The sequence below is a fragment of the Glutamicibacter uratoxydans genome, from assembly GCF_006539925.1.
Taxonomy (GTDB): domain Bacteria; phylum Actinomycetota; class Actinomycetes; order Actinomycetales; family Micrococcaceae; genus Glutamicibacter; species Glutamicibacter uratoxydans.
Map to the genome: position 1 here is coordinate 117,319 of NZ_BJNY01000011.1, position 25,675 is coordinate 142,993.

General features: G+C 60.5%; 27 protein-coding genes. 22 read left to right on the plus strand and 5 right to left on the minus strand.

Annotated elements, in window-relative coordinates; all coding sequences use genetic code 11:
- Positions 1-3: 3 nt before the first annotated feature.
- The 3 genes from miaB to dapF are packed head-to-tail and all read left to right on the plus strand — an operon-like array spanning position 4 to position 3,423.
- Entirely contained in the window at positions 4-1,536 is a 1,533-nt protein-coding gene (gene miaB, locus AUR04nite_RS10825) for a tRNA (N6-isopentenyl adenosine(37)-C2)-methylthiotransferase MiaB (RefSeq protein ID WP_141364856.1), read from the plus strand.
- Position 1,537: 1 nt separating this feature from the next.
- Positions 1,538-2,449, plus strand: coding sequence for a tRNA (adenosine(37)-N6)-dimethylallyltransferase MiaA (gene miaA, locus AUR04nite_RS10830; protein WP_141364858.1), 912 nt, complete (start codon positions 1,538-1,540; stop codon positions 2,447-2,449).
- A 41-nt stretch (positions 2,450-2,490) separates the two neighbouring features.
- Positions 2,491-3,423 carry a diaminopimelate epimerase gene (gene dapF / locus AUR04nite_RS10835; protein ID WP_141364860.1) on the plus strand — a complete coding sequence of 311 codons (933 nt, stop codon included), beginning with the start codon at positions 2,491-2,493 and terminating at the stop codon, positions 3,421-3,423.
- A gap of 35 nt (positions 3,424-3,458) precedes the next feature.
- Here dapF and AUR04nite_RS10840 read toward each other — a convergent pair whose 3' ends face one another.
- A complete protein-coding gene (locus tag AUR04nite_RS10840; RefSeq protein ID WP_141364862.1) occupies positions 3,459-4,067 on the minus strand; it encodes a class I SAM-dependent methyltransferase in 609 nt (202 codons plus the stop codon).
- 408 nt (positions 4,068-4,475) lie between these two features.
- On the opposite strand from AUR04nite_RS10840, the gene hflX reads away from it, so the two are divergent.
- Entirely contained in the window at positions 4,476-6,044 is a 1,569-nt protein-coding gene (gene hflX / locus AUR04nite_RS10845) for a GTPase HflX (RefSeq protein ID WP_141364864.1), read from the plus strand.
- Positions 6,037-8,034 carry an ATP-dependent DNA helicase gene (locus tag AUR04nite_RS10850; RefSeq protein ID WP_141364865.1) on the plus strand — a complete coding sequence of 666 codons (1,998 nt, stop codon included), beginning with the start codon at positions 6,037-6,039 and terminating at the stop codon, positions 8,032-8,034. Before hflX ends, AUR04nite_RS10850 begins: the two co-directional genes overlap by 8 nt.
- On the opposite strand, the gene AUR04nite_RS10855 is transcribed toward AUR04nite_RS10850, so the two are convergent.
- From AUR04nite_RS10855 to lexA, 3 genes are all read right to left on the minus strand, one after another.
- Positions 8,035-9,015, minus strand: coding sequence for an NADPH:quinone reductase (locus AUR04nite_RS10855; RefSeq protein ID WP_141364867.1), 981 nt, complete (start codon positions 9,013-9,015; stop codon positions 8,035-8,037).
- Positions 9,016-9,118: 103 nt separating this feature from the next.
- Complete coding sequence (locus tag AUR04nite_RS10860; RefSeq protein ID WP_141364869.1) at positions 9,119-9,586, minus strand: phage tail protein; 468 nt, start codon at positions 9,584-9,586, stop codon at positions 9,119-9,121.
- 283 nt (positions 9,587-9,869) lie between these two features.
- Positions 9,870-10,589, minus strand: coding sequence for a transcriptional repressor LexA (lexA, locus tag AUR04nite_RS10865; RefSeq protein WP_141364871.1), 720 nt, complete (start codon positions 10,587-10,589; stop codon positions 9,870-9,872).
- Between the two features lie 255 nt (positions 10,590-10,844).
- On the opposite strand from lexA, the gene AUR04nite_RS10870 reads away from it, so the two are divergent.
- From AUR04nite_RS10870 to AUR04nite_RS10905, 9 genes are all read left to right on the plus strand, one after another.
- Complete coding sequence (locus AUR04nite_RS10870; RefSeq protein WP_141364874.1) at positions 10,845-11,198, plus strand: LysM peptidoglycan-binding domain-containing protein; 354 nt, start codon at positions 10,845-10,847, stop codon at positions 11,196-11,198.
- An 88-nt stretch (positions 11,199-11,286) separates the two neighbouring features.
- A complete protein-coding gene (locus AUR04nite_RS10875; protein WP_141364876.1) occupies positions 11,287-12,387 on the plus strand; it encodes a histidinol-phosphate transaminase in 1,101 nt (366 codons plus the stop codon).
- A 30-nt stretch (positions 12,388-12,417) separates the two neighbouring features.
- Positions 12,418-13,038: an imidazoleglycerol-phosphate dehydratase HisB gene (gene hisB / locus AUR04nite_RS10880; RefSeq protein ID WP_141364878.1), complete on the plus strand. Its 621-nt coding sequence runs from the start codon at positions 12,418-12,420 to the stop codon at positions 13,036-13,038.
- Complete coding sequence (gene hisH / locus AUR04nite_RS10885) at positions 13,039-13,674, plus strand: imidazole glycerol phosphate synthase subunit HisH (protein ID WP_141364880.1); 636 nt, start codon at positions 13,039-13,041, stop codon at positions 13,672-13,674.
- Position 13,675: 1 nt separating this feature from the next.
- Entirely contained in the window at positions 13,676-13,825 is a 150-nt protein-coding gene (locus tag AUR04nite_RS17915; protein WP_170184176.1) for a hypothetical protein, read from the plus strand.
- 22 nt (positions 13,826-13,847) lie between these two features.
- Positions 13,848-14,582, plus strand: coding sequence for a bifunctional 1-(5-phosphoribosyl)-5-((5-phosphoribosylamino)methylideneamino)imidazole-4-carboxamide isomerase/phosphoribosylanthranilate isomerase PriA (priA, locus tag AUR04nite_RS10890; RefSeq protein WP_141364882.1), 735 nt, complete (start codon positions 13,848-13,850; stop codon positions 14,580-14,582).
- Between the two features lie 36 nt (positions 14,583-14,618).
- Positions 14,619-14,822, plus strand: coding sequence for a hypothetical protein (locus tag AUR04nite_RS10895; protein WP_141364884.1), 204 nt, complete (start codon positions 14,619-14,621; stop codon positions 14,820-14,822).
- A 40-nt stretch (positions 14,823-14,862) separates the two neighbouring features.
- Complete coding sequence (locus AUR04nite_RS10900; RefSeq protein WP_141364886.1) at positions 14,863-15,744, plus strand: SseB family protein; 882 nt, start codon at positions 14,863-14,865, stop codon at positions 15,742-15,744.
- Between the two features lie 32 nt (positions 15,745-15,776).
- Positions 15,777-17,111 carry an MFS transporter gene (locus tag AUR04nite_RS10905; RefSeq protein ID WP_141364888.1) on the plus strand — a complete coding sequence of 445 codons (1,335 nt, stop codon included), beginning with the start codon at positions 15,777-15,779 and terminating at the stop codon, positions 17,109-17,111.
- A gap of 122 nt (positions 17,112-17,233) precedes the next feature.
- Here AUR04nite_RS10905 and AUR04nite_RS10910 read toward each other — a convergent pair whose 3' ends face one another.
- Complete coding sequence (locus AUR04nite_RS10910; RefSeq protein ID WP_141364890.1) at positions 17,234-17,599, minus strand: DUF1844 domain-containing protein; 366 nt, start codon at positions 17,597-17,599, stop codon at positions 17,234-17,236.
- A gap of 330 nt (positions 17,600-17,929) precedes the next feature.
- Between AUR04nite_RS10910 and infC the strand changes: the two genes are divergently transcribed.
- From infC to pheT, 8 genes are all read left to right on the plus strand, one after another.
- Complete coding sequence (gene infC, locus AUR04nite_RS10915) at positions 17,930-18,580, plus strand: translation initiation factor IF-3 (RefSeq protein ID WP_246055491.1); 651 nt, start codon at positions 17,930-17,932, stop codon at positions 18,578-18,580.
- A gap of 170 nt (positions 18,581-18,750) precedes the next feature.
- Positions 18,751-18,945 (plus strand): 50S ribosomal protein L35, encoded by a 195-nt coding sequence (gene rpmI, locus AUR04nite_RS10920; protein WP_047121169.1) that lies wholly within the window; start codon positions 18,751-18,753, stop codon positions 18,943-18,945.
- Between the two features lie 99 nt (positions 18,946-19,044).
- The gene (rplT, locus tag AUR04nite_RS10925) at positions 19,045-19,743 is read left to right on the plus strand and encodes a 50S ribosomal protein L20, sunset domain variant (RefSeq protein ID WP_141364894.1); all 699 of its coding nucleotides are present in this window, start codon (positions 19,045-19,047) and stop codon (positions 19,741-19,743) included.
- Positions 19,744-19,840: 97 nt separating this feature from the next.
- Positions 19,841-20,734, plus strand: coding sequence for a TrmH family RNA methyltransferase (locus tag AUR04nite_RS10930; RefSeq protein WP_141364896.1), 894 nt, complete (start codon positions 19,841-19,843; stop codon positions 20,732-20,734).
- A gap of 15 nt (positions 20,735-20,749) precedes the next feature.
- Positions 20,750-21,199 carry a (deoxy)nucleoside triphosphate pyrophosphohydrolase gene (locus tag AUR04nite_RS10935; protein WP_141364898.1) on the plus strand — a complete coding sequence of 150 codons (450 nt, stop codon included), beginning with the start codon at positions 20,750-20,752 and terminating at the stop codon, positions 21,197-21,199.
- A gap of 65 nt (positions 21,200-21,264) precedes the next feature.
- Positions 21,265-21,909, plus strand: a complete 645-nt coding sequence (locus AUR04nite_RS10940) for an LppM family (lipo)protein (protein ID WP_170184177.1) — start codon at positions 21,265-21,267, stop codon at positions 21,907-21,909.
- Between the two features lie 141 nt (positions 21,910-22,050).
- Entirely contained in the window at positions 22,051-23,130 is a 1,080-nt protein-coding gene (gene pheS / locus AUR04nite_RS10945) for a phenylalanine--tRNA ligase subunit alpha (protein WP_141364902.1), read from the plus strand.
- 4 nt (positions 23,131-23,134) lie between these two features.
- Positions 23,135-25,675: a phenylalanine--tRNA ligase subunit beta gene (gene pheT / locus AUR04nite_RS10950; protein WP_141364904.1), complete on the plus strand. Its 2,541-nt coding sequence runs from the start codon at positions 23,135-23,137 to the stop codon at positions 25,673-25,675.

Below are 25,675 nucleotides of genomic sequence, written 5' to 3' on the forward strand. Positions count from 1 at the left end.
AGGGTGAGCGAGCAACAACTGATTTCCACCGTAGAATCCGAAGAACTTCCCCGTACCTACGAAGTGCGCACCTTCGGCTGCCAGATGAATGTCCACGATTCCGAGCGGCTCTCGGGCCTGCTGGAAGATGCAGGCCTGGAACGCAAATCAGATGAGCTGCACGATGAAGTCGCCGACGTCGTCGTCTTCAATACCTGTGCAGTTCGCGAGAATGCGGACAACAAGCTCTACGGAAACCTCGGAATTCTCAAGGGAATCAAGGCTGAGCGCCCGAATATGCAAATTGCAGTCGGCGGCTGCCTCGCGCAGAAGGACCGCGACACCATCTTGAAGAGGGCGCCTTGGGTGGACGTCGTCTTCGGCACCCACAACATCGGCTCCCTGCCGACCCTGCTGGCCCGTTCGCGCCACAATAAGAAGGCGGAACTGGAAATCCTGGAGTCCTTGGACGTCTTCCCCTCGACTCTGCCGACTCGCCGCGAATCGGTCTACGCCGGTTGGGTGTCGATCTCGGTTGGCTGCAACAACACTTGCACCTTCTGCATCGTTCCTTCACTTCGCGGCAAGGAGCGCGACCGCCGGCCAGGAGAGATCCTCGCTGAAATCCAGGCCCTCGTCGACGACGGCGCCATTGAAGTCACCCTGCTGGGCCAGAACGTCAATTCCTACGGTGTTGAATTCGGGGACCGGTTGGCCTTTGGCAAGCTTCTGCGCGCCTGCGGAGAAATTGAAGGCTTGGAACGTGTGCGCTTCACCAGTCCGCATCCTGCAGCATTCACCGACGACGTTATCGACGCCATGGCCGAGACCCCGAACGTGATGCCGCAGCTGCACATGCCACTGCAGTCTGGTTCGGACAAGGTGCTCAAGGAGATGCGCCGCTCCTACCGTTCCAAGAAGTTCCTGGGCATTTTGGACAAGGTCCGCGAACGCATTCCGCATGCCGCGATCACCACTGACATTATCGTTGGCTTCCCGGGAGAAACCGAGGAGGATTTCCAAGCGACGCTCGACGTGGTGGAAGCTTCGCGGTTCTCATCGGCCTTTACTTTCCAGTACTCGCCGCGCCCGGGAACTCCTGCGGCAACCATGGAAGCACAGCTGCCCAAGCAGGTAGTCCAGGAACGCTATGAGCGCTTGACCGCGCTGCAGGACCGCATGGCCCGTGAAGAAAACGCCAAGCAGCTGGGACGCACCGTCGAGGTCATGGTCACCGAGCAGTCGGGCCGCAAATCTGAACAAACGCACCGTTTGGCTGGACGCGCCCAGGACCAGCGCTTGGTGCACTTCAGCGTCCCCGAAGGAGCAGAGGCGCCGCGCCCGGGCGACCTGGTCACTCTGCCGATTACCGAGGTGGCATCCTTCCACCTGATTTCGGACCCGGGCATCGAGCAGTACCAGCTGCGCCGTTCGCGCGCGGGCGATGCATGGGACCGTGCCCAGGCCGAGAGCTGCGGCGTACCTGCTCCGGGCACCCAGAGCAGTGCGCCGGGACGCACCAATCTGGGCATGCCGACGTTGAAGGTGCGCAGCTAGTTTGCCGGATGCATCCGCCCTGCCGGTCATTGCAGTTGTCGGGCCCACCGGTACCGGAAAGTCCGACCTTGCCATTGCGCTAGCCCAGAAGCTCAATGGCGAGATTGTTAATTCTGATGCGCTGCAGTTCTATCGCGGCATGGATATCGGCACGGCGAAGCTTCCTTTGGAGGAACGTGGCGGCATTGCCCACCACCTGCTGGACACCATGGACATTCAGGACGAAGCATCCGTGGCCATGTTCCAGGCCCAGGCGCGCGAGCACTTCGCGTCGATCCGGGCCCGTGGCAGCGTGCCGATCATGGTCGGCGGCTCCGGCCTTTATGTTCGGGCGGCGCTGGATGTCATCGATTTTCCGCCCACCGACCCGGCGGTCCGGGCCGAGCTGGAAGAGGAAGTACGAGTCCACGGCGACGGCGAGCTTCGCCGGCGGCTGGCGCAGGTTGACCCTGTCTCTGCCGCCAGAAACCTCGATGTGCGCCGGGCTATCAGGGCCCTGGAAGTCTTCAACATTTCGGGGCGTGCGTTCAGCTCCTACATGCCGCAGCGCCAGTATTTCCAGCCGGCAATCCAGATCGGGCTGAATTACGACCGCGCCGCATTGCACGACGCGCTGGAATCCCGGGTGCACAAAATGGATGCCATGGGGCTGGCCGCCGAGGTGGCCGGGTTGCTGAACCGAGGGCTGCGCGAAGGAAAAACTGCCTCCCGGGCCATCGGCTACCAGCAGTACATTGACTATTTGGATTCAAAGATCAGCCGGGCCGAAGCCATCGAACAAACCGTGATTGCCACGCGCAAGTTTGCCCGCCGGCAGATCACCTGGTTCAACGCAGACCCCAGGGTTGCGTGGCTGGACCCGACCGAACCAGGGCTGCTGGACAAGGCGCTTAAGCTTGTGAGCAGCGAGTAACCACTTCAACCTCCCTCTGCGACCTACCCAAAGGAGCACCCGTGTACGGTACCGAATTGCAGCAGCTGGCCGGACAGGCATTCGCCAAGGCCCAGGCCACAGGCAACGACTTCGTGATGCTTTCAGACCCGAAGGGCGAACTTGCACTCACCGATTCTCAGGTCCAGGCGCTGTGCCATAGGCGCTTTGGCATCGGGGGAGACGGGCTGATCAGGGCGATCCCCACTGCATTGGTTGCCGGCTATGAGCACCAGGCGGTGGAGAATCCGCAAGCCTACTGGTTCATGGACTACCGCAACAGCGACGGTACGATTGCCGAAATGTGCGGCAACGGCGTCCGCGCCTTCGTTCATTTCCTGATTGCAGAGGACCTTGTCGACTTGGAAGTCGGCCAGAGCCTGCAGATCGGCAGCCGCGCCGGGGTGAAGCAGGTGACACGGCTGGCCCAAGGCTACGCGGTGAACCTCGGCGAATGGGGGCTGATTTTCCCCCAGGAAGCAGAACAGGACTCTGTAGACTCCATGGTGCGCCCTGCTGGGTGGGAGCAGGGCCTGCCTGCTTTGAGCATCACCATGGGTAATCCGCACACCGTGGTGGCTTTGCCCGATGCCAAGATGCTCCAGGAGCTCAATCTGCTGGCTGCCCCAGAAGTATCTCCGGTTCCGGAGCATGGCACCAATGTAGAGTTCGTGGTTCCTGCCGAGCCGCTGCTGCATGACGGGGTAGCCCAGGTGGCAATGCGCGTGCACGAGCGAGGCGTAGGGGAGACGCTGTCCTGCGGTACCGGGGCATGTGCAGCAGCAGCTGCAGTACGCTACTGGGCTCGGGGCTCAGCACTGATCAACGTCTGGAGCGTCGAAATTCCCGGCGGATTCGTGGGTGTCGAGTTCCAAGCCAACAATAACGGCGGAGAAGACACAATTCTCAGCGGCCCGGCCCAGCTCGTGGCCCGCGGAGTCATCGGGACCGATTGATCGGAAGCTGGAAGGGCGGAGCCGCGCTAAGTTAATTACGCGGCAGGCCGCTTGACCTTCAGGACCCGGAACGCTTTTGCCGTCGCTTCGCGGGTAACGCTCCAGTCCTTGGGCAGCTGTTCTACAAGCCACTTCTGCAACGAATCGCTGCCCAAGTTCTTCTGCACCACCATCCACGCCTCGCCGCCTGGGGCAAGGCGCGGAAGCCACATGAGCAGCAGTTCGTGCAGCGCATCCTTGCCGATGCGGATCGGGGGATTAGACCAGATCGTATCGAAGCGCAGATCTGAGTCAACCGAGTCTGGGGTGCCGACCATGACATTGTCCAGGCCAAGGGCTGTGGCGTTGAGCCGGGCCAGCTCAATTGAACGCTCATTGACGTCGACCGCATAAACCTCCGACTCGGGGCTCTGCTCGGCGGCAGTCAACGCGATGGGACCCCAGCCGCAGCCGATGTCGAGGATTCGACCGCGAGGCGTTGGAACATACTGCAGCAAAACCGCAGTTCCCTTATCAAGCCCCGAAGGAGAAAAAATTCCAGCCGCAGTTTGAACCTTGCGCACGGTGCCGTTGAGCTCAACAGAAATCGTCTTGCGCTCGTCGGCGGAGGCAGGACTGGCGCTGAAATAATGATCGGGACTCATACGTCAAAGTTTAGCGGTCGATCAGAACTCTTAGGCCAACGCCTGTTGCAACGTGAGCAATACAATATTGGAGGCTTCGGGTCACACTGATAGAGTTATCCCTATGACTTTGATTTTCGTCTAATTTGCAGCCCCTCGGTTACTGCAGACCTGCAACCGGTGCAGCCGAATTGCGCGCCCATTTTGCAGATCAGATGACGGCAAAGTCTTTTTCGTTTTAAGGTCCAGAATTCTCGACCCCACTTCATTTTGCCTCGTGGTAACCGCGACTCAGCACACCAAAGAAGCCGCTACTCAAATGCGTGAGGAAACCACGTGACCAACGAACCGATGAACACACACCCGACCACGTCGCCAAGTGGGGGTGTACCGCACTATTCTGGAATGCGAAGTACTTCAAAGGAGACCATGACTAACTCCGAATCACACGAACACGACTCCGAGCCAATGGACGAAGCCCAGATTCAGGCTGCCATCGATCGGATTCTCGCTGCGGATGAGGCACAGAGCCCTCAGATTCAGCATTTCGACCAAGAAGATGAGTCCATCTTCTCTGGCCAAGCCACTGCGCTGAACCGCTTTTCCAGCGGCTATACGTCCTATGACGGGGAGCAGGACGACTTGTCGGAGCGGCGCGCGCTGCGCCGTGTGGCAGGCCTGTCCACCGAACTTGAAGACGTTACAGAAGTCGAATACCGACAGCTGCGCCTAGAACGAGTCGTTCTTGCAGGAATTTGGACCGAAGGCAGCGTCACCGAAGCGGAGAACTCGCTGCGCGAACTGGCCGCACTGGCCGAGACTGCCGGTTCAGAAGTCCTAGACGGCGTGGTCCAGCGTCGCAGCAAGCCTGACCCATCGACCTATCTCGGTTCAGGAAAGGCCCAGGAGCTGCGGGAGATCGTTGCCTCCACCGGCGCGGACACCGTCATCGTCGACGCGGAACTGGCGCCTTCCCAGCGCCGCGCGCTGGAAGACGTGGTCAAGGTCAAGGTCATCGACCGCACCAGCCTGATCTTGGACATCTTTGCCCAGCACGCCAAGTCCCGAGAGGGCAAGGCCCAGGTTGAATTAGCCCAGCTCGAATACCTGCTGCCGCGACTACGCGGCTGGGGCGAATCGATGTCTCGCCAGGCAGGCGGCCGCGTCGGCGCCGCTGGCGGAGGCATTGGCTCGCGTGGTCCTGGTGAAACCAAGATCGAAATGGACCGCCGCCGCATTCGCGACCGAATGGCTAAACTGCGCCGTGAAATCAAGGGCATGAAGCCTGCCCGCGAGGCCAAGCGCGCCAACCGCCGCCGCAATGAAATTCCAGCGGTAGCCATTGCCGGCTACACGAACGCCGGAAAATCATCGCTGCTCAACCGATTGACCAATGCCGGTGTCCTGGTAGAAAACGCACTCTTCGCGACCTTGGATCCAACGGTGAGACAGTCCGCCACCGAAGACGGGCTGACCTACACCCTCGCCGACACCGTGGGTTTCGTTTCTAATCTGCCGACGCAGCTGGTGGAGGCCTTCCGCTCGACGCTGGAGGAAATCGCGGACTCGGATTTGATCCTTCACGTGGTGGATGCCTCGCATCCTGATCCAGAAGGCCAGATCCAGGCTGTCCGTACGGTGCTTGGCGAAGTCGACGCGTTGAACATTCCCGAGATCATCGTGCTGAACAAGGCAGATGTCGCAGATCCGTTCGTCATCGAACGGGTGCGAAACCGAGAATCGAACACGGTGGTCGTCTCTGCCCATACCGGTGAAGGCATCCAGGAGCTGCTGGAGAAGATCAGCACCTCGATTCCCCGGCCTGGCGTCCAGCTCGAAGTGCTCATTCCCTACGATCGAGGCGACCTGATTTCCAAGCTGCATCAGAGCGAGTCTGAGATCTTGGAAAGCGAACATCTGGAAAACGGAACCCGTCTGATCGTCAAGGTACGTGAATCACTGGCGGCAGAGTTGGAGAACTTCAACCTACATGGATAAGCAAGAGCAAGCCCTTGAGCTGCTTGAAACCGCAGTTTCCTCGATGGGCGGCGCCATGCGCACCGGCCAGCAGGAAATGGTCAAGCGTGTGGTCACCGCATTGGAAGACGAAGAACATCTTCTAGTGCAGGCCGGAACGGGAACAGGCAAGTCCATGGGCTACCTGATTCCCGCCCTGGCCCATGCCCAGACCAGCGCCAAGCCGGTGATCGTTTCCACGGCAACCCTGGCGCTGCAGTCGCAAATCGTCGGCCGCGACGTGCCGCGGCTGCTGGAATCGCTCAAGGGCAAGCTCTCGCGCCCCATGGATGTGGCCCTGCTCAAGGGCCGCTCCAACTATCTGTGCCAGTACAAGCTCGGCGGCGGGTATCCCGAAGACGACGAAGGCACGCTGTTCTCCATGGACGAGCCTGCCGCGCCCAAGGGGCAGGTCTTCTCTCCGCTGGCCTCGGAAGTGATGAAGCTGCGCGATTGGGCAGACCGCACCGATACCGGCGACCGTGATGAATTGGTTCCCGGCGTGAGCGACAAGGCCTGGAAGCAGGTCTCGGTGTCGGCGATGGAATGCCTCGGCTCGCAGAAATGCCCGATGGCCGACGAATGCTTCTCTGAGATGGCCCGGGCCCGCGCCAGCGAGGCAGATGTGGTAATCACCAACCATGCGCTGCTGGCTGTTTCAGCTTTTGAAGGGCTGTCGGTGCTGCCTGATTTCGACGTGGCGATCATCGACGAGGCCCACGAACTCCAGGACCGTGTCACCAGTTCGGTTTCCGGAGCGTTGTCCGCGCGCATGGTGCTCACCGCAGCTGGCGGTGCCAAGCGGCACTGCGCTGTGAACGTCGACGAATTGGTGAAGGCCACCCATCGCCTGGAAAAGTCATTGACCGGTGTTCCTACAGGCTTGTTGGAAAATGGGCTGCGCGAAGACATGGGCATTGCCTTGAACGACATCGTCGAACAATGCCGGCTGGTGCTTGCCCTGACCAAGCCCGAAGCCAATGCCCCTGCTGACGGCGGACGCCAGACCGCGAGGTCGCAGCTGCAGGCGATCATGGACGACGCCATCCGCATGATGGAGTCCGAAGAGCGCCGCGAAGTCCTCTACACCACCCGGCCCCGTGAATTTGTCGATGGGCGCGGCTATGTCGAGGCCGATGATTCGCAGCCGGCTACCCTCAATGTGGCTCCTCTGTCGGTTGCTGGCAAACTGCGCGAAGGGCTTTTTGACGGCCGCACGGTGGTTCTCACCAGCGCTACCCTGGCCATCGGCTCGCAGTTCGATTCGGTGGCAGGCTCCCTCGGCTTGATGGGTGCAGGTGCTCCCTCCTGGACCGGCGTAGACGTAGGAAGCCCCTTCGACTATCCGAAGCAGGGCATCTTGTATGTTGCCAAACACCTTCCCAAGCCAGGCCGGCAGCTGGCGGCGGAAACACTGGATGAAATCGAAGAACTGATCAACGCTTCGGGCGGCGGCGCGCTGGCGCTGTTCACCTCCAAGCGGGCTGCGGAAGAAGCCGCAGAGATCCTGCGGGCGCGCGTTGACGTCGACATCCTGTGCCAGGGCGAGGCGAGCATGAAGTCCTTGGTCGAACAGTTTGCCGAGGAACGGGACACCTGCCTGTTCGGAACGATGACGCTGTGGCAGGGAGTGGACGTGCCTGGAGACTCCTGCCGCCTGGTCATCATCGACAAAATTCCCTTCCCGCGGCCCGACGACCCAATCTCCAAAGCACGCACGGAAGATGTCCAGAAGCACGGCGGCAACGGGTTCATGCAGGTTTCGGCGACCCATGCCGCCATCCGATTGGCTCAGGGCGCTGGTCGTCTGATTCGTTCAGTTAACGACAAGGGCGTGGTCGCAGTATTGGATTCGCGCATGGCCACCGCACGTTACGGAACTTTCCTCAAAGCATCGCTGCCTCCGATGTGGCCGACGATCGACAAGAAGACGATCCTTGGCGTGCTGCAGCGGATGAACCCATCCAAATAGTCAATCGCTGAGCCGGACCAGGACCTTGCCGTGAGCTTGGCCCGACTCGACCAGCTGGTGGGCTCGCGCTGCCTGATCGAGGGGGAATATCCCCGCGCTGTGGTACTTCAACGGGTGCCGTCCCAAGAAGTCATTCAGGCGCAGTGCCGCGGCATGCAGCTGCTGCGCTGTGGCATTGGAGACCGCAAATCCTTTGACACTGATATTGCGTGTATACACGGCGCCTACCGGCAGGTCTGAGCTGCTGCTGATGCCTGCACTGAGAAGTACGGTTCCGCCGATGGACAGTGCCGGGATAACCTGGGTCAGGTCTTGGTGGCCCGAGGTGTCCCACCAGATGTCGATGCCCTGTTGCGGATTGTGTACGGCTTTCGCCGCGAGCATCGGATCCTTGTAGTCTAGGATCAGGTCGGCGCCCAGCGACTGGACCCAGTTCCTGTCCGCCGCCGAAGCGCTGGCCACGATGTAGGCACCCGTGGCATGGGCGAACTGCACGGCAACACTGCCGACATTGCCTGCCGCACCTCCGATGAAGACCTTTCGGGGTGAATCGGTGTTCAACAGTGCGGACAGTGCAAGCCATGTTGTTGTGAACGAGTGTGCTGTGGCCGCCAAAACCTGCGGCTCATCGAGCTGCTCCGGGACGGGCAACAATCGATTCACCGGAATGCAGGCGAACTCGGAAATCACTCCCTGCCGGCCGTCATAACCCATCGAATTGGTCCACATCCTCTGCCCGGGAACAACACCTCGCACCTGCGGCCCCAGTGCCTCGACGGTGCCGACGACATCCCTGCCGATGACAAACGGCCGGGGGAGCGCTGTGCGGTAGGCTCCGGCCCTGATGAAGGTATCGACGTGATTGACCGCAGCAAATTCACACTTCAAAAGAACTTCGCCGGCACCTGGCAGAGGCAGCGGGATCTCGCGAATGCTGACTTGCGTTCCAGAACCTGGTTCGTCAATGACTGCGGCTTTCATGATTTCAGCATGCTCCGGGACGCGACAGGGCGCAAACGCTGTCCGTCGGACACTGCGCCGCCTGCATCAGCACCCGCTTTTGCAGTTCGCCGGCCGCCTCAATTCAAGGCCGCGGGTGCTCGCCCTTGATTACAAAGTAGGTTCCGCGGATCTCGCCAGCCAGTTTGGAACGCTGACGCGCCCATTTGAAGGAATCGAGCTCTGCCGGAGGAGCCATGCCCTCGCTGAGCTTGAACCCGACTGCTCTTTTGCCGCCTTCGGCTTTGGTCCACAGGACATTGACCGCGAGACCATCTTGGAAGTAGAGGGCTGGCCACAACAGTTCATCGTCTTCATAGACGAAAACTTCCAGTACAGGAGAGGAAATCTCGATGCTGCGCTCGGTGCGCAGGATTTCCTGAACCCAGGCCACGGTTGCAGCTTGATCTTCGGGTGCGTACGTGGTGTATCCGAACTTGAATTTGTTGTGGAAATATCGCGCCTCGTTGGCGCGCAGCCCTGCAAGTGCCTGCGCTACCGGAGAAGACTCCAGTCCTGCCGTGGAAATGTCTTTGAAGCTGATAAGTGGCATTTGTGTCCTTGTGTAGTCAGAATTTGGCAGTCCAGGTTTGGGCAGACTCTTCGGCGGGATTCAGAAGCAACAAAGGCAGTGGACTGCTGCTTCTCGCCAATGAAATTCTGGCGCTGGCAAACGCGTTGCCAGCCGCCTCGAAGCTCTTGATTGGATCATACTGGCCGGCGCGCCATCGGCACTTCTTCATTCGTGACCATGTGGAGGCCAAAGCAGAAAAGGATGCAGAAAGGTGCGGCCGGCAGAGCCGACCGCACCTTCAGCTGGACTTAGGCGTGGAGTTCTAGAGGGAACGCATGACGGAAACTACCCGGCCCATGACCGTTGCCGCATCACCGAGAATAGGCTCGTATCGCGAATTCTGCGGCAGCAGCCACGTGTGGCCGTCGCGCTGTCGGAAAGTTTTGACCGTTGCCTCTTCGTCAAGCAGGGCGGCCACGATGTCACCGTTGTTCGCGGTCTGCTGACGGCGCACAACTACCCAGTCGCCGTCGCAGATTGCTGCATCGACCATCGAGTCTCCGGAGACGCGCAGCATGAAGAGCTCGCCGTGGCCGACGAGCTGACGTGGCAGCGCAAAGACATCTTCTACCGACTGGTCCGCGAGGATTGGCCCGCCAGCAGCAATGCGACCTACGAGCGGAACCATCGTCGTATCGGCCGAAGAGCTCAACTCGATGATCTTTGCCTCTTCAGCCTTGGAAGCGTCTGCACTTTGAGTCTCTTCCGTTTTCGAATTCTCGTCTGCAAGCTGCAGCGGAAGCAAAATCTCCATGGCCCGCGGCCGGCGAGGATCGCGGCGGAGATAGCCGAGCTTTTCCAGCTGGCTGAGCTGATGAGTCACACTCGACAGGCTCTTCAAGCCGACGGTGTCGCCGATCTCACGCATCGACGGCGGATAGCCGTTCTTACCGATGGAACGCTGAATGGTCTCCAAGATTTTCTTTTGGCGAATCGTCAGCGAACGTGCGTTCGATCGGGGAGTGCGTTCTGAAGCTGACATGATCTTAGCCTTCCCTACACACCGGTTCTGAGTTGGGCCGAAACCAAACTGTCGGAACCTGGTGATGATATGTTTTCGTTCCTCTTCTACTTCGAAATCTTAGTCGATATGGGAGCGTCAATCAAAGATTTGTTCGAAAATGTCTGGACAATTTCGGACCGTCTCTGTTAGAAAAGATATACGAGGTTCGAATGTATCTTCGAAAGATGGTTTCGAACACAAATTCGCATCACTGTCATCGTTGAGGAGAAGGTCATGGCACACGCAACACTTGACTCGAATCGCACCGCAGCACCAATGAAGATCCGCATCAATCGCAGAGGTTGGGCGGTACTCGTAGGGGTGCCGGTCTTTATTCTGACCGTCGCTGCCGCTTTTCTGTTCACCATGCTGACTTCCAGCGCTCAGGCCTCGTCGCAGCTGCCGCAAGGGGTGCCAACTGTGGGAGTGACCGTCGTCCCCGGCGACTCCCTATGGAGTCTTGCCGGTGAATATGCTGCGGGGAGCGACATCAGCGCGGCAGTCGAACACATTGCTGAACTCAATGACCTCGCCACCAGCGAGATTCGGGTAGGGGACACCCTTCAAATTCCTGTTCTCTCGCGATAGAAGCCAGATCGCGCGGCTCGCGGCTGCAATGTTACTGAAGCCTGTAGCCAATTCACTAACCTTCGAACCACGCCATTAGACTTAAGCTGTGAACGTTCGTAGTGAACTCTTGAGCCAGCTGCCCTTGCGTGAGAATCTCCGCGGGCTTTCCCCTTATGGTGCGCCGCAAATCGACGTACCCATTCAGCTGAATGTCAATGAGAACACTCATCCGTTGCCGCAAACGGTGATCGATGCGATAGCGCAGGAAGTTACCAAAGCTGCGGCAACCTTGAATCGTTACCCGGATCGCGAGTTCGTTGAACTCAGAGAACTGCTCGCCGCATATTTGGGCCACGGACTCAATCGGGAGAACATTTGGGCTGCGAATGGTTCAAATGAAGTTTTGCAGCAGATTCTTCAAGCTTTTGGCGGGCCAGGCCGATCGATCCTGAGTTTTGATCCCACTTACTCGATGTACCCGCTGCTCGCCAGCGGCACCGACACCAGGTACATTTCTGGAGTGCGCGCAGCGGACTTCACTCTTTCCGCCGAGTCGGCCGCCGCACAGGTTTACGAGCACAAGCCAAATATTGTTTTCCTGTGCTCGCCGAATAATCCCACTGGCACCGCACTGACTCTCGAAGTTATCGAGTCTGTCTATGAAGCGGCTTCCGAGCTCAACGCGATGGTCATCGTCGATGAGGCGTACGCCGAGTTTTCCTTGGCATCTACAAAGTCTGCACTGACGTTGCTGCCTGGCCGCCAGCGTTTGATTGTCACCCGCACGATGTCCAAGGCTTTTGGTTTGGCAGGGGCTAGGGTTGGATATCTTGCGGCGGCTCCCGAAGTGACCGACGCGATACGTTTGGTGCGCCTGCCATATCACCTCTCGGCAGTGACCCAAGCGACCGCTATCGCGGCACTGAAGAATATTGACCTGCTGCTTGCGCAAGTTGAAGAGATCAAGTCGCAGCGCGACCGCATCGTCAGCACGCTCAAAGAGCTGGGATTGAAGCCGTCGGTCTCCGATTCGAATTTCGTTTTCTTTGGCGGTTTGGAAGATCCTCACGCAATCTGGCAAGGGCTGCTCGATTCCGGGATCATCATCCGCGACAACGGCATTCCAGGCACGCTGCGCGTCACTGCTGGAACCGAAGCCGAAACCACTGCTTTCCTCGAGCGGCTGACTCAGCTGCTTGCAGCCTAGTACTAGAGAACAACACAAACGAAGGAAGACATGTCTGCCGAACTGATTGGGGCACGTCGAGCCCGGATGGAACGAGTCACCAGCGAATCATCGGTGTTCGTTGAACTGGATCTAGATGGTTCAGGCGTCTCCGAAATCAGCACCACCGTTCCTTTCTACGATCACATGCTGACCGCGCTGTCCAAGCATTCACTGATCGACCTAACTGTTCGCGCCACCGGCGACACCCATATCGACGTGCACCACACAGTAGAGGACACCGCCATCACCATCGGCGAGGTGTTGCGCGTAGCGCTGGGCAACAAGGCTGGAATCCGCCGCTTTGGCACTTCGTATGCTCCCTTGGACGAAGCGCTGGCACGTTCTGTTGTCGACGTTTCCGGCCGCCCATACCTCGTCCATGGTGGAGAGCCTGCAGGGCAGGAGTACCACCTCATCGGCGGTCACTTCACGGGTTCAATGACCCGCCATGTATTCGAAGCGATCACCTTCCACGCCCAGATCTGCGCCCATATCGAGGTACTTTCAGGCCGCGATCCTCACCATATTGTTGAGGCGCAGTTCAAATCCTTTGCCCGAGCCCTGCGTGAAGCAGTAGAGTTCGACGCTCGTATGGGCGACAAGATTCCATCCACGAAGGGTGCACTGTAAGTGGCGCAGAAGAAAGTTGTTGTCCTGGACTACGGCTCAGGAAATGTTCGATCGGCAGTCCGTGCTTTGGAAGCCGCGGGTGCCGAGGTTGAACTCACCGCGGATCCCGAGAAGGTCATGTCCGCTGACGGATTGGTTGTGCCTGGCGTTGGCGCTTATGCATCGGTGATGCAGCAGCTGACCAAGCTCGGCGCATTGCGCTGGATTGGACGCCGCATCGCCGGAGGCCAGCCGGTTCTCGGCATCTGCGTTGGGCATCAGATCTTTTTCGAGCAGGGTGTTGAACATGGGGTGAAGACTGCCGGAATGGGCGAATGGCCCGGGTCGGTGGAACGGCTGCAGGCCGATGTCATTCCGCATATGGGTTGGAACACTGTCCGTCCTCCACAGAACAGCAAGCTATTCGCGGGCATCGAAGACGAACGATTCTATTTCGTCCACTCGTACGGAGTGCAGAAATGGGAATTTGACGTCACCCAGCCGGCGATGACGCCACCGCAGGTTACCTGGTCCACGCATGGAACGCCGTTTGTCGCCGCAGTGGAAAATGGGGCGTTGTCAGCTGTGCAGTTCCACCCAGAAAAGTCCGGGGATGCCGGTAAGAGGCTGCTGGCCAATTGGCTGGAGACGCTCTAGCATGTGGTCGATTGTTTTGTTGACCGTCGGCGCATTTCTGGCCGGAGGTGCGATCTCGTTGAAGAACCAGAACGCACATATTTCATGGATCATCGTCGCGTGGGGCTTGGCCATTGGCTGTGCCATCGCTGCATGGGCGCTGACCTACTAGTCGTTATCTCGAAAAGGACAATATGAGCGAGCAACCAATTCTTGAACTGCTGCCGGCAGTCGACATTGCTGGGGGACAGGCAGTACGGCTAGTCCAGGGCGAGGCCGGATCTGAGACCGGCTATGGCGATCCGCTTGAAGCGGCTTTGGCTTGGCAGAACGACGGTGCTCAGTGGCTTCACCTGGTTGATTTGGACGCGGCGTTCGACCGCGGAACGAACGTGGAGATCGTACAGCGCATCGCCAATGAACTGAGTATCAAGGTCGAGCTCTCCGGCGGCATCCGTGACGATGCTTCGCTGGAACGCGCCCTTGAGTTCGGCGCCACGCGCGTGAATCTGGGAACTGCCGCATTGGAAAACCCGGAGTGGACGCGCAAGGCCATCGCCCGCTTCGGCGACAAGATCGCGGTAGGAATGGACGTGCGTGGCACGACCCTCTCAGGCCATGGCTGGACCAAGGACGGCGGAGACCTATGGGATGTCTTGGCCCGTCTGGAAGATGCAGGCTGTGCGCGCTACGTTGTCACGGATGTGACCAAGGACGGAACCCTGCGTGGACCGAATGTTGAATTGCTTCGGGAAATTGCTGCCAAGACCAACAAGCCGATCGTCGCTTCTGGCGGCATCTCCTCCTTGGAAGACCTTCGCGTTCTTCGCGAATTGACCGGCGAAGGCATCGAAGGCGCCATCGTGGGCAAGGCCCTGTACTCGGGGCAGTTCACCCTGCAGCAAGCACTGGACGTAGCAGGACGCTAGGCCAACCGCCTATCCGAGCGCCGAAAACGTGGATCTGTGGAGAACAGATCCACGTTTTTGTCATGCAAGGCGAAAGCGCTGTGCCTCCGAGGGCCAGCCATTGCCCGGGTGCTGGAACAGCAGGGAGCTTATCTCGGCCTGTGTTACTGGGACAGTCGGCAGCCGGTGCTGGCCCGCCACAAGCAGAAACCACCGGGCCAGATCAACCACGTGGGCAAGCTCATGAACGAGGAAGCTTGAGAAGTTCTCATAGCGTTGTATGCACCGATAGCATGGAGGCATGAGCACCGAACAACCAGAATCTGCGCCAAAAAGACACCTGCCAGGACATATCGTCGCGGCGTTGGCTCAAGCAGGATCTGCAGCAGACTCCGCCGGTCAAAGCTGGGAAGGCCGCGACCTTGGAGGCGATGGCAACCCGCTGCACAAGTTCGACAAAGACGACGGACTGGCCGATGCGGAAGTTGTTCAAGCCCTAGCCGATCTGCGCGGCGGTGTTGGCTCGGAAGCGGCGGTGCACAAATCCTTGGCAAACGCCCGAGTTTTTGTTGCTGTGATCGCCCAGCTGGGCGAGGAAGCAATGACTGAACATGGCTTCGCCTCTGATAAGGAAGCAGATATGGCTTTGGTGAAAATCAAAGCCCCTGATGGCCGCATGGCTCTGCCGGTGTTCACCACGGTCGAAAGGCTTCAGGCCTGGCATTCCGAAGCGAGGCCGGTGGCAGTCTATGCGCCAAGAGCCGCGCTGTCCGCAGTCAGCGAAGAATGTCAGCTGGTCGTCCTTGATCCCGGAAGCGACTACACCTTCGTCTTGCGCAGGCCGGGTGTTTGGAATTTGGCCAAACAAATCGACTGGACTCCAAGCTACCTCAACCAGAACGTCGCCGACCTCGTCCAAGAGGCAACTGTTGGATTCGAACAGCTGAATACAGTGCAGCTGGCACCGGGACGCGGCGTCGGCTCACGAGATTCACAAGGCAAACCAGTCTCGGGCGGAGGCTCGGGACCGGAATTGAATCTGCAGTTTGTCTTTGCCGCTGGAACCAGCGAAAACGACGCTCGACAAATTACGAGCGCAATCCATGGGCGCCTGGCCCAGAATACCGAGTTTGCCGAAGCGGTCGACTCCTTGGAAATCAGCTTACTTAGCTCGCAGACGTAAAAGCGGGCCGACCCAGAAGGGGAGCACCACCCATGAAGCGCTACTGGCAGATCCTGCGTCAACCACAGATCGCTTCACTGCTTGCCATCGGCATGGTGGCAAGACTTCCGCATTCAGCGCTGGGCATGCTGCTGATCCTGCACCTGGTTAACAACATGGGCCTGATGTGGGTGCAGGCAGGAACCGTCACGGCGTTGATGACCATCGGCATCGCCATCGGTGCGCCGTGGCGAGGCGCCAGGGTGGACCTCTGGGGGCTGCGCCGGGCGTTGATTCCGTCGGTCATCATTGAATCGGCGGTGTGGTGTACCGTGCCGCACGTCCCGCTGGTCTGGGTCTACCCGTTGGCGTTCATCGGAGGCCTGTTCGCCCTGCCGGTCTTTTCGGTAGTGCGTACCGCATTGGGCATTATGACGGTGGGGGACCAACGACGAACAGCATTCGCATTGGATGCCACGGCCACGGAATTGGTGTTCATCGTCGGCCCGGCATCTGCAGGCATCGTTGCAACCCAGATCTCCAGTGTCATCGGTCTGACTGTCATCGGTATTACCTCCAGCGTTGCAGGCATTGCCTTGATGCTGCTGAACCCGCCGACGCAGAGCTCGGATCCTAAGGCCATCGCCGCCAGAGCCAACGTTCATGAGGAACGGCTCGGCGCGGAAGCCAGCTTCATCGCCGCCGCACCTATGGGTGTGCAGGAAGTTGAAGGCGAATTGATTCTTGCGGGATGGAAGTCTGCCCGTGCCCGAATCAAGAAGCGCGGCCGGGCATTCAAGAATCGCTTCAGCTGGGTTAGCGCTTCGGTGCTGGCCGTCCTGATTGCTTCCGCCGGCGCCGGGATTTTGCTCACCGGCACCGAGGTGTCGATTCTTGCCGAGCTCCAGGCCACCAACGACAGCGACCAGCTCGGTCTGGTGTTCCTGTTCTGGTGCGGCGCTTCGCTGATCGGCGGATTGATCTACGGCTCAATGAGCCGCAATATATCACCGCTGATCCTGCTGCTGCTCATGGCGGTGCTGACTATTCCCATGTACTTCGCGTGGGATCCTTGGTCGCTGGCCTTGTTCTCTGCGCTGCCTGGATTCATGTGCGCCCCAACCCTTTCTGCGGCCTCTGAATGGCTGACAGACCTTGTGGCGGAGAAGCGCCGTGGAGAAGCCATGGGATGGTACGGCTCGGCCATGACCGCCGGTACGGCTATTGGTTCCCCGCTGACCGGATGGTTCGTTGACGGATACGGTCCGGCAGTAGCCTTCGCCGCCATCGGCATCCTTGCGGTGGTCTTTGTGGTGCTCGCACTGACTGCACAGCAGATACGCCGCAAGATTCGAGCCCGCAGGGTTGCCACGCGTACCGCGCTGTAGCCTGCGCCCGTCGTCCTTCGTGACGCAGCAGGCAGCAGGGCATGAAAAAGATCATCCCTGCACAGCTCACGGCGAGCTGTGCAGGGATGATCTTAATCTCTTAATTTCTTCTTAAACGAGCATTAGCTCACTGGGCCGGTGTACTTTTCGCCCGGGCCCTTGCCTGGTTCGTCAGGGATCAGCGAGGCTTCGCGGAATGCCAGCTGCAAGCTGCGCAGTCCATCGCGAAGGGGTGCTGCGTGCTGCGAGCCGATCTCCGGTGCACCGGCGGTGACTAGGCCTGCCAGTGCGGTGATCAGCTTGCGAGCCTCGTCCAAATCCTTGAGTTCATTTGCGTCATCACCCTCAGCCAAACCGCACTTGACCGCTGCTGCGCTCATCAGGTGAACGGCTGCGGTGGTGATGATTTCTACTGCTGCGACTTCAGCAATGTCACGGACCTGCTGGTCGACGGTGTGCTCATGCGAGTTGGTGTCTTCGGTACTCATACTGCTAAGCTTGTCACAGACCGACTCGATACGTGCAGTTCGGATTCCACTGGTTAGCACCGGTGGGCAGAAAAGCACTAGTATTGAGCCATGCAAGTGGAGGCCAACTCCCACCCGCCGTCGCCGCCATAAGGCTTCCGGGTAATTCGGCAGAATGCGTTTGAGCGCGTTCGGAAACAGTTGTGCGGATTTATATCCTCAGTACTGTTGTGTCGTTCCTTTTGGCCTTCGCCTGCAATCGCAGACGGGGGCCTTCTTCGTTTGCGGTTACGGAATTACGAATTTCAGGAGTGACACATCAGCGATCCACGCATTAATGAGCGCATTCGCGTGCCAGAGGTACGTCTCGTCGGCCCCAATGGTGAGCAGGTAGGCATCGTCCGCATCGAGGACGCGCTTCGTTTGGCTCACGAGTCCGATCTGGACTTGGTCGAGGTGGCACCCAACGCCAAGCCTCCAGTGTGCAAGCTGATGGACTTCGGCAAGTACAAGTACGAGGCCGCTGTCAAGGCTCGCGAAGCTCGTAAGAACCAGACCAACACGGTCCTGAAGGAAGTTCGCTTCCGCCTCAAGATTGACACCCACGATTACCAGACCAAGGTCGGCCACGCACTGCGCTTCCTGGGCGCAGGCGACAAGGTCAAGGCCATGATCCAGTTCCGTGGTCGTGAACAGCAGCGTCCAGAAATGGGTATCCGCTTGCTGGAGAAGTTTGCAGCAGACGTCGCTGAGGTTGGCACCATCGAGTCCAGCCCGCGCATCGATGGCCGAAACATGGTCATGGTTGTTGGTCCGCTGAAGAACAAGGCCGAGGCTCGCCGCGAACAGCAGCAGAAGTCGGGCGGCCGCAATTCGGCCAAGCGCAAGATCCGCACCGATGAGCCAGTCGAGACCGAAGGTCAGAATGTCGCAGCAGCGATGGACGACGAAGCTCGCGCAAAGCTTGAGCAGGCTCGTCAGGCAGCTGAAGGCGACGCCTAGCCAAACCTGTTGGGCTTTCGAGCCCGTCACCGCTTAGACGGTGAAGGAACTTCCTTGGAAGATCCAACTAAAAGAGAACATTAGCGGTCACCTTTGCCAAGGGGCCCGCTTCGGATGAACCCCGTCCAGCATTAACTTGCCGGATGGAGCACGTAAGGAGAACGGCAGCTATGCCGAAGTTCAAGACTCACAGTGGCGCTAAGAAGCGCTTCAAGGTAACCGGCAGCGGCAAGCTCGTCCGCCAGCAGGCCAACCGCCGTCACTACCTGGAGCACAAGTCCTCGCGCCTGACCCGTCGCCTGGCTTCTGACCAGCTGGTTGCTAAGGCCGATGTGAAGACCATCAAGCGGATGCTGGGCCTCTAAGCCTCCCTTTCGCATTTCGGGGAAGCATTACCCCACCACCCATAGACTTCTCCCACCCTGTTACCTCAGGGATGGGGAACCAACTTGAAGGAGACACACGTGGCACGTGTGAAGCGGGCAGTAAACGCCCACAAGAAGCGTCGCGTCGTAATGGAACGCGCCAAGGGCTACCGCGGTCAGCGTTCGCGCCTGTACCGCAAGGCCAAGGAGCAGCTGCTCCACTCGTTCGTATACAGCTTCAACGACCGCCGCAAGCGCAAGGGCGACTTCCGCCGCCTCTGGATCCAGCGCATCAACGCTGCATCCCGCGCCAACGGCCTGACCTACAACCGTCTGATCCAGGGCCTGAAGGCTGCTGAGATCGAGGTTGACCGTCGCATGCTCGCAGAGCTGGCTGTTTCGGACTCGAACGCATTCGCAACTCTGGTTCAGGTAGCAAAGGGTGCCCTGCCGGCTGATGTCAACGCCCCAAAAGCGCCTAAGGTAGTAGCCGCAGCCCCTAAGGCTGCAGCCAAGGCTACTGCCGCCGCTCCGAAGGCCGCTCAGGCCCCAGCCGCTTCGGCTGAGACCCCAGCCCCTGAGGCTGCCGCAGCAGACGGTGTCTTCAAGGTCACTGAAGGTGCAGTTGTTCCCGAAGGTTTCATCATCAAGGGCAACGCTGGTTCCAACAAGTACCACGTGCCAGGTTCGACCTGGTACGAGCAGACCGACGCTGAGTTCTGGTTTAACTCCATCGAGGCTGCAAAGGCAGCAGGCTTCGAGCCTGCTGGCGGCGAAGCTCGTCAGAAGATGAAGTAAGACTTCACTCTTCATTGGACAGATCACACCAAAGGGTGGGATTCGCACTAGCTGCGGAGCCCACCCTTTGGCGTTTTGCGAAAGGTATTCTCGAGGCATGACCAGCACAACCACTGAGGTAATGGACAACCCCCGCGCGGAACGAGTCAAGGCGGTCGCCAGGCTCGCCAACCGCAAAGGGCGTGAAAACTCCGGCCAGTTCCTTGTCGAAGGACCACAGGCGGTGCGCGAGGCGCTGCGCTCCCACGGCGCCGGCCGCGACATTATCCGCGCCGTATACACGGTGCCCGGATTCATCGAGAGCCACCCGGAATTCGACCAACTACTGCGCCAAGCGCACGTGACCGCGCGCCTGGTCACCGGCGAAGTGCTGCTGGCCATGGCGGACACCCAAAGCCCGCAGGGCATCTTGGCAGTGGTGTCCATCCACCAGCCGGAGCTAAGCGAAGTTCTGGGGACCAAACCACAGCTCATCGCCGTACTGTGCCGTGTCCAAGACCCGGGCAACGCAGGCACCATCCTGCGCGCCGCAGATGCAGCGGGAGCCGACGCCGTCGTGCTGACCAAGGGCAGCGTAGACATCTACAACCCGAAGGCGGTGCGCTCCACCGTCGGCTCGCTGTTCCACCTGCCGGTGCTCAGCAACATCGAATTCGACCATCTGGTAGCCGCCACCAAGACCTCAGGCATCCAGGTTCTGGCCGCCGACGGCTATGCCGCCCACAACCTTGACGCCCTTCAAGACCAAGCGGTCCTGCGCGCCCACAACCCCGGTGCGTCAGCGCTTGAGAGCGATGCGCCAGTTCTCGAAGCACCGAGCATGTGGCTGTTCGGCAACGAAGGACAGGGGCTTGACGAGCAGGAAAAGGCCCGTGCCGACTTCCGCGTTGCGGTGCCGCTCTATGGCGTCGCCGAGTCGCTGAACGTCGGCACCGCGGCAACAGTCTGCCTCTACGGATCCGCGCGTGCCCAGCACGCGGCGAAGGCCTGAAGGGAACTCTGATTCATGGGCGAACAGCTCAAGCAAATCGTAGCCGTAGCCATCGTCGATGACCTGAACACACCCACCCGCATGTTGGCCGCGCGACGCAACCGGCCCGAAGCGCTGGCGGGCCTCTGGGAATTCCCCGGAGGAAAGGTTGAATCGGGGGAGAGCGACATCGAGGCAGTGCACCGCGAGCTGCGCGAAGAGCTCGGCGTTGACATCGAGCTCGGGGCAGAAATCGCCGGCCCGATCGATCAAGGCTGGCGGCTGAATAACAAGGCAGCCATGCGCGTCTGGTTCGCAGCCATTACCCAGGGCGAGCCGGCAACCCTCGACGGCCACGACCAGCTCGCTTGGCTGGACCTCGACGACCGCCTGGAATCAGTTGTTCCGTGGATTCCAGCCGACGCGCCCATCGTCCGAGCCTGCCTGGCACGAAGCCGAATCGGCCACGTCGGCCAAACCCCGTAGACTTAAGCCAAGCCTGTGCTCTTGGCAGCATGGCCAACCACCAACATCCACTAGGAGCTTCTTCCGTGAAGAAAATCTTTAGCGTCATTGCGCTATTCTTTACCGCCATCTTGGCCCTGTCGGGCTGCGTCAACATGAACGTCGGCGTGGACATCCAGGGCACCGACAAGGTCACCGGATCGGTAGAAGTGACTACCGCGAAAGAATCTCTGCAGGGTCTTGATTTCAAGGACCTCATGGCGCAGCAGGTCGACATGTCCAAGCTTGACTCCATGCTTGCCGGACAGTGGACCTACACCGAGGTGAATGACGGCGAAAACGTCGGCATCCGCTTTGATACCGCGAAGACCATGAACTACACCGAGCTTGCAGATGCCTTCTCCGTGTTCAACATTCCGGTGACCGTAACCGACAACGGCAAGGAATTCACCTTCACCATGCCAGGCTCCGGCCAGACCGCTGTCGACTCCAGCTTCACCGAGGCAAAGGTTGCGGTGAGCTTCCCTGGCTCCGTCGTTTCCCACTCCGCCGGTGAAGTCGAGCACAACACCGTGACCTTCGACCTGATCGAGGGCGCCGAGGTCTACACCGCAACCGGCAAGGCCAACCACGCCCTGTTCTACTCCATCGTCTTCGGCGGGGCGCTGCTGGTGCTGACATTTGTCTTTGCCGGTGCTTTTGCGCCAAAGGCCAACAAGGACGCCCACTAATAAGCAAGCACCACTAGCTTCTAGAGCATCCTGGACCAAGGGCCTGTCATCGTTGAAACGAAGACAGGCCCTTGGCAATAGAATAGAAACTAAGTGTTCAAACGCGTAAGTACAAGATAAGAGTAAGGATCGATCGATCCCATGTCTGATCAGACAACCGAACAGGCTCCGGACGCGGAGCCAAACATCCCTCACCCAACCGACGAAGCAGGAATCCAGGGCGCCGTCGAGGCAGCTTTGGCTGCCATCGAAGCGGCTAGCGACCTGAACGAGCTGAAGGATGCCCGCCTTGCCCACACCGGCGAGAAGTCGCCGCTGTCCCTGTCCAACCGACAGATCGGCAAGCTGGACAAGTCCGAAAAGGCAGTCGCCGGCAAGCTCGTCGGAGGTGCCCGAGGCCGGGTCAACAAGGCCCTGGCCGCTCGCACCGTGGTACTGGAAGAGGCAGAAGCAGCCCGCATCCTGGTGGAAGAAACCGTGGATGTCACGGCCGCCGCACGCCGCCGCCGCACCGGCGCCCGCCACCCGCTTTCGGTCCTGCAGGACCGCGTCTCCGACATCTTCGTCGGCATGGGCTGGGAAATCGCCGAGGGCCCGGAAGTTGAATCCGAGTGGTTCAACTTCGACGCGTTGAACTTCAAGCCGGACCACCCGGCCCGCGAAATGCAGGACACCTTCTTCATCGAGCCTGCCGACGCACACCTGGTGCTGCGCACCCACACCTCCCCGGTGCAGGTCCGCTCCATGCTCGAGCGCGAGGTACCGGTCTACGTGCTGTGCCCGGGACGCACCTTCCGCACCGATGAACTCGATGCCACCCACACCCCGGTCTTCCACCAGTTCGAAGGACTGGCAGTGGACAAGGGCCTGACCATGGCAGACCTGCGCGGCACCCTGGAGCACTTCGCACGCCAGATGTTCGGCGCCGAAGCGAAGATCCGTCTGCGCCCTGCCTACTTCCCATTCACCGAGCCGAGCGCCGAACTCGACATCTGGCACCCGGGCGCCAAGGGCGGCCCGCGCTGGATCGAGTGGGGCGGCTGCGGCATGATCAACCCCAACGTGCTGCGCGCCGCGGGCATCGACCCGGAGGAGTACTCCGGCTTTGCCTTCGGCATGGGCATCGAGCGTACGCTCATGTTCCGCAACGACGTCCCTGACATGCACGACATGATCGAGGGCGACGTCCGTTTCAGCCAGCACTTCGGGATGGAGATCTAAGCACATGCGTATTCCACTTTCATGGCTGCGCGAGTACGCGCAGGTACCGGCCGACGCCTCGGCCGAAGACATCATGGCAGACCTGGTCAAGGTAGGCCTTGAAGAAGAAGACGTCCACCGCCCATCGGACGAGCTCGCCGGCCCGATCGTAGTCGGCCAGGTCCTCTCGCTGGTCAAGGAGGAAGCCTCCAACGGCAAGACCATCAACTGGTGCCAGGTCCGCGTGGTTCCAGAAGGCGCCGAGCAGACCCTGACCGGCAAGGGCATCGACCCCTCAGGGGTTCAGGGCATCGTCTGCGGCGCGCACAACTTCGTCGAGGGCGACAAGGTCGTCGTCACCCTGCCGGGTGCCGTGCTGCCAGGGGACTTCAAGATCTCCCCGCGCAAGACCTACGGCCACACCTCGGCCGGCATGATCGCCTCCTCCCGCGAGCTGGGCATCGGTGAAGACCACGACGGTATCATCGTGCTCTCCCGCCTGGGCCTCGATCCGGAGCTGGGCACCGACGTCATGGAGCTGTTCGGCCTGAACGACCAGACGGCGGAGATCAATGTGACCCCGGACCGCGGCTACTGCTTCTCCATCCGCGGCGTAGCCCGCGAATACGGGCTGGCCACCGGCACCGAGTACACCGACCCGGCGGCGATCGTGAAGGTCAGCGCCGCCACCGAGGCCGGCCACGAGGTCGTGCTCAAGGACGAGGCCCCGATCTACGGAGTGCCAGGCTGCACCCGCTTCGTAACCCGCGAAGTCACCGGCATCGATCCGACCCGCCCGACCCCGCGCTGGATGGCTTCGCGCCTGCAGCTGGCAGGCGTGCGCTCCATCTCGCTGCCGGTGGACATCTCCAACTACGTGATGATGGAACTGGGCGCACCGCTGCACTTCTACGATGCGGACAAGGTCTCCGGCGCCATCACCGTGCGCCGCGCCGCTGCGGGGGAGAAGCTCACCACCTTGGATGACAAGGAACGCGAGCTGTCCAGCGAGGACCTGCTGATCACCGATGAATCCGGCGCCATCGGCATTGCCGGCGTGATGGGCGGAGCCTCCACCGAGGTCTCCGACTCCACCACCCGCGTGCTGATCGAGTCCGCCCACTTCGATGCGGTGTCCATCGCCCGTTCGCGCCGCCGCCACAAGCTGCCGTCCGAAGCCTCTAAGCGCTTCGAACGCGGCGTGGATCCGGAGCTTATGCAGATTGCCGCGCAGCGCGCGGTCGACCTGCTGGTCGAGCTGGCCGGAGGCACCGAAACCACAAAGATCACCGACGCGGGACAGGTTCCTGCACCGGCAACGATCCTGCTGCCTACCGGGTTCGCTTCGGCGCTGATCGGCATCGACTACACCGATGAGCAGATCACCAAATCATTGGAAGGCATCGGCGCAAAGGTCTCCAAGGTGGCCGAGGGCTTCGAGGTCACCGCTCCAAGCTGGCGCCCCGACATCGCCATCAAGGAAGACTTGGTGGAAGAAGTGGCCCGCATCGTCGGCTACGACAAGATTCCAGCCACCCTTCCGGTGGCGCCTCCGGGCCGCGGCCTGACCCGCACCCAGTCGCAGCGCCGCCGCGTGCTGCAGGGCCTGGCAGACTTCGGGCTGACCGAAATCCTGTCCTACCCGTTCGTCTCCGAGGCGCAGAACAACACCTTCGGAACTGCAGTAGCCGGCACCGAGGTCAAGGCCGTCACCCTGGCCAACCCGATCTCCAAGGAATTCCGCTTCCTGCGCACCAGCCTGCTTCCGGGCCTGCTGGACACCGCACGCCGCAACCACGGCCGCGGCTTCCGCGACCTGGCCCTCTACGAGGGCGGCCTGGTGTTCCTGCCAGGGGACAAGCTCGGCTCCACCGTGCTACCTCCGCTGGGCGCTAAGCCAAGCGACGAGGTGCTCGCAGAGCTCTTCGCCGGGGTCCCGGACCAGCCATGGCATGTTGCCGGCGTGCTCACCGGCAATGAGGGGCGCGCCGCCGCAGGCTTCACCCCACGCGCCTGGGACTGGGCCGACGCACTGGATGCCGCGCGCACCGTCACAGACATCCTGGGCACCGAGCTTGAGGTTGCCCAGGGCAGCCACCAGGCATTCCACCCGGGACGTGCAGCAGCGCTAAAGATCAACGGCGAGATCGTCGGCTACGCCGGGGAGCTGCACCCGGCCCTGCTCAAGGATCTGGACCTGCCGGCTCGCACCGTGGCCTTCGAACTGAATGCCGCCGCCGCGCTGGCAGCGGCACCTGCCGTGGTCGTTGCCCAGCACCTGTCCACCCAGCCGCTGGCTACCCAGGACGTGGCGCTGGTGGTCGACCGCGAGGTCGTCGCCGGCGATGTGCTGGCCGCCCTGCGCGAAGGCGCCGGCGAGCTGCTGGAAGACGTTGCACTGTTCGACGTCTACGAAGGCAAGGGCATCGAGGAAGGCAAGAAGTCGCTGGCCTTCGGCCTGCGCTTCCGGGCCACCGACCGCACCCTGACTGCCGACGAGGCGTCCGCTGCCCGTGCCGCGGCCGTTGAGGTCGCAGCGCAGAAGTTCGGCGCAGTACAGCGCTAG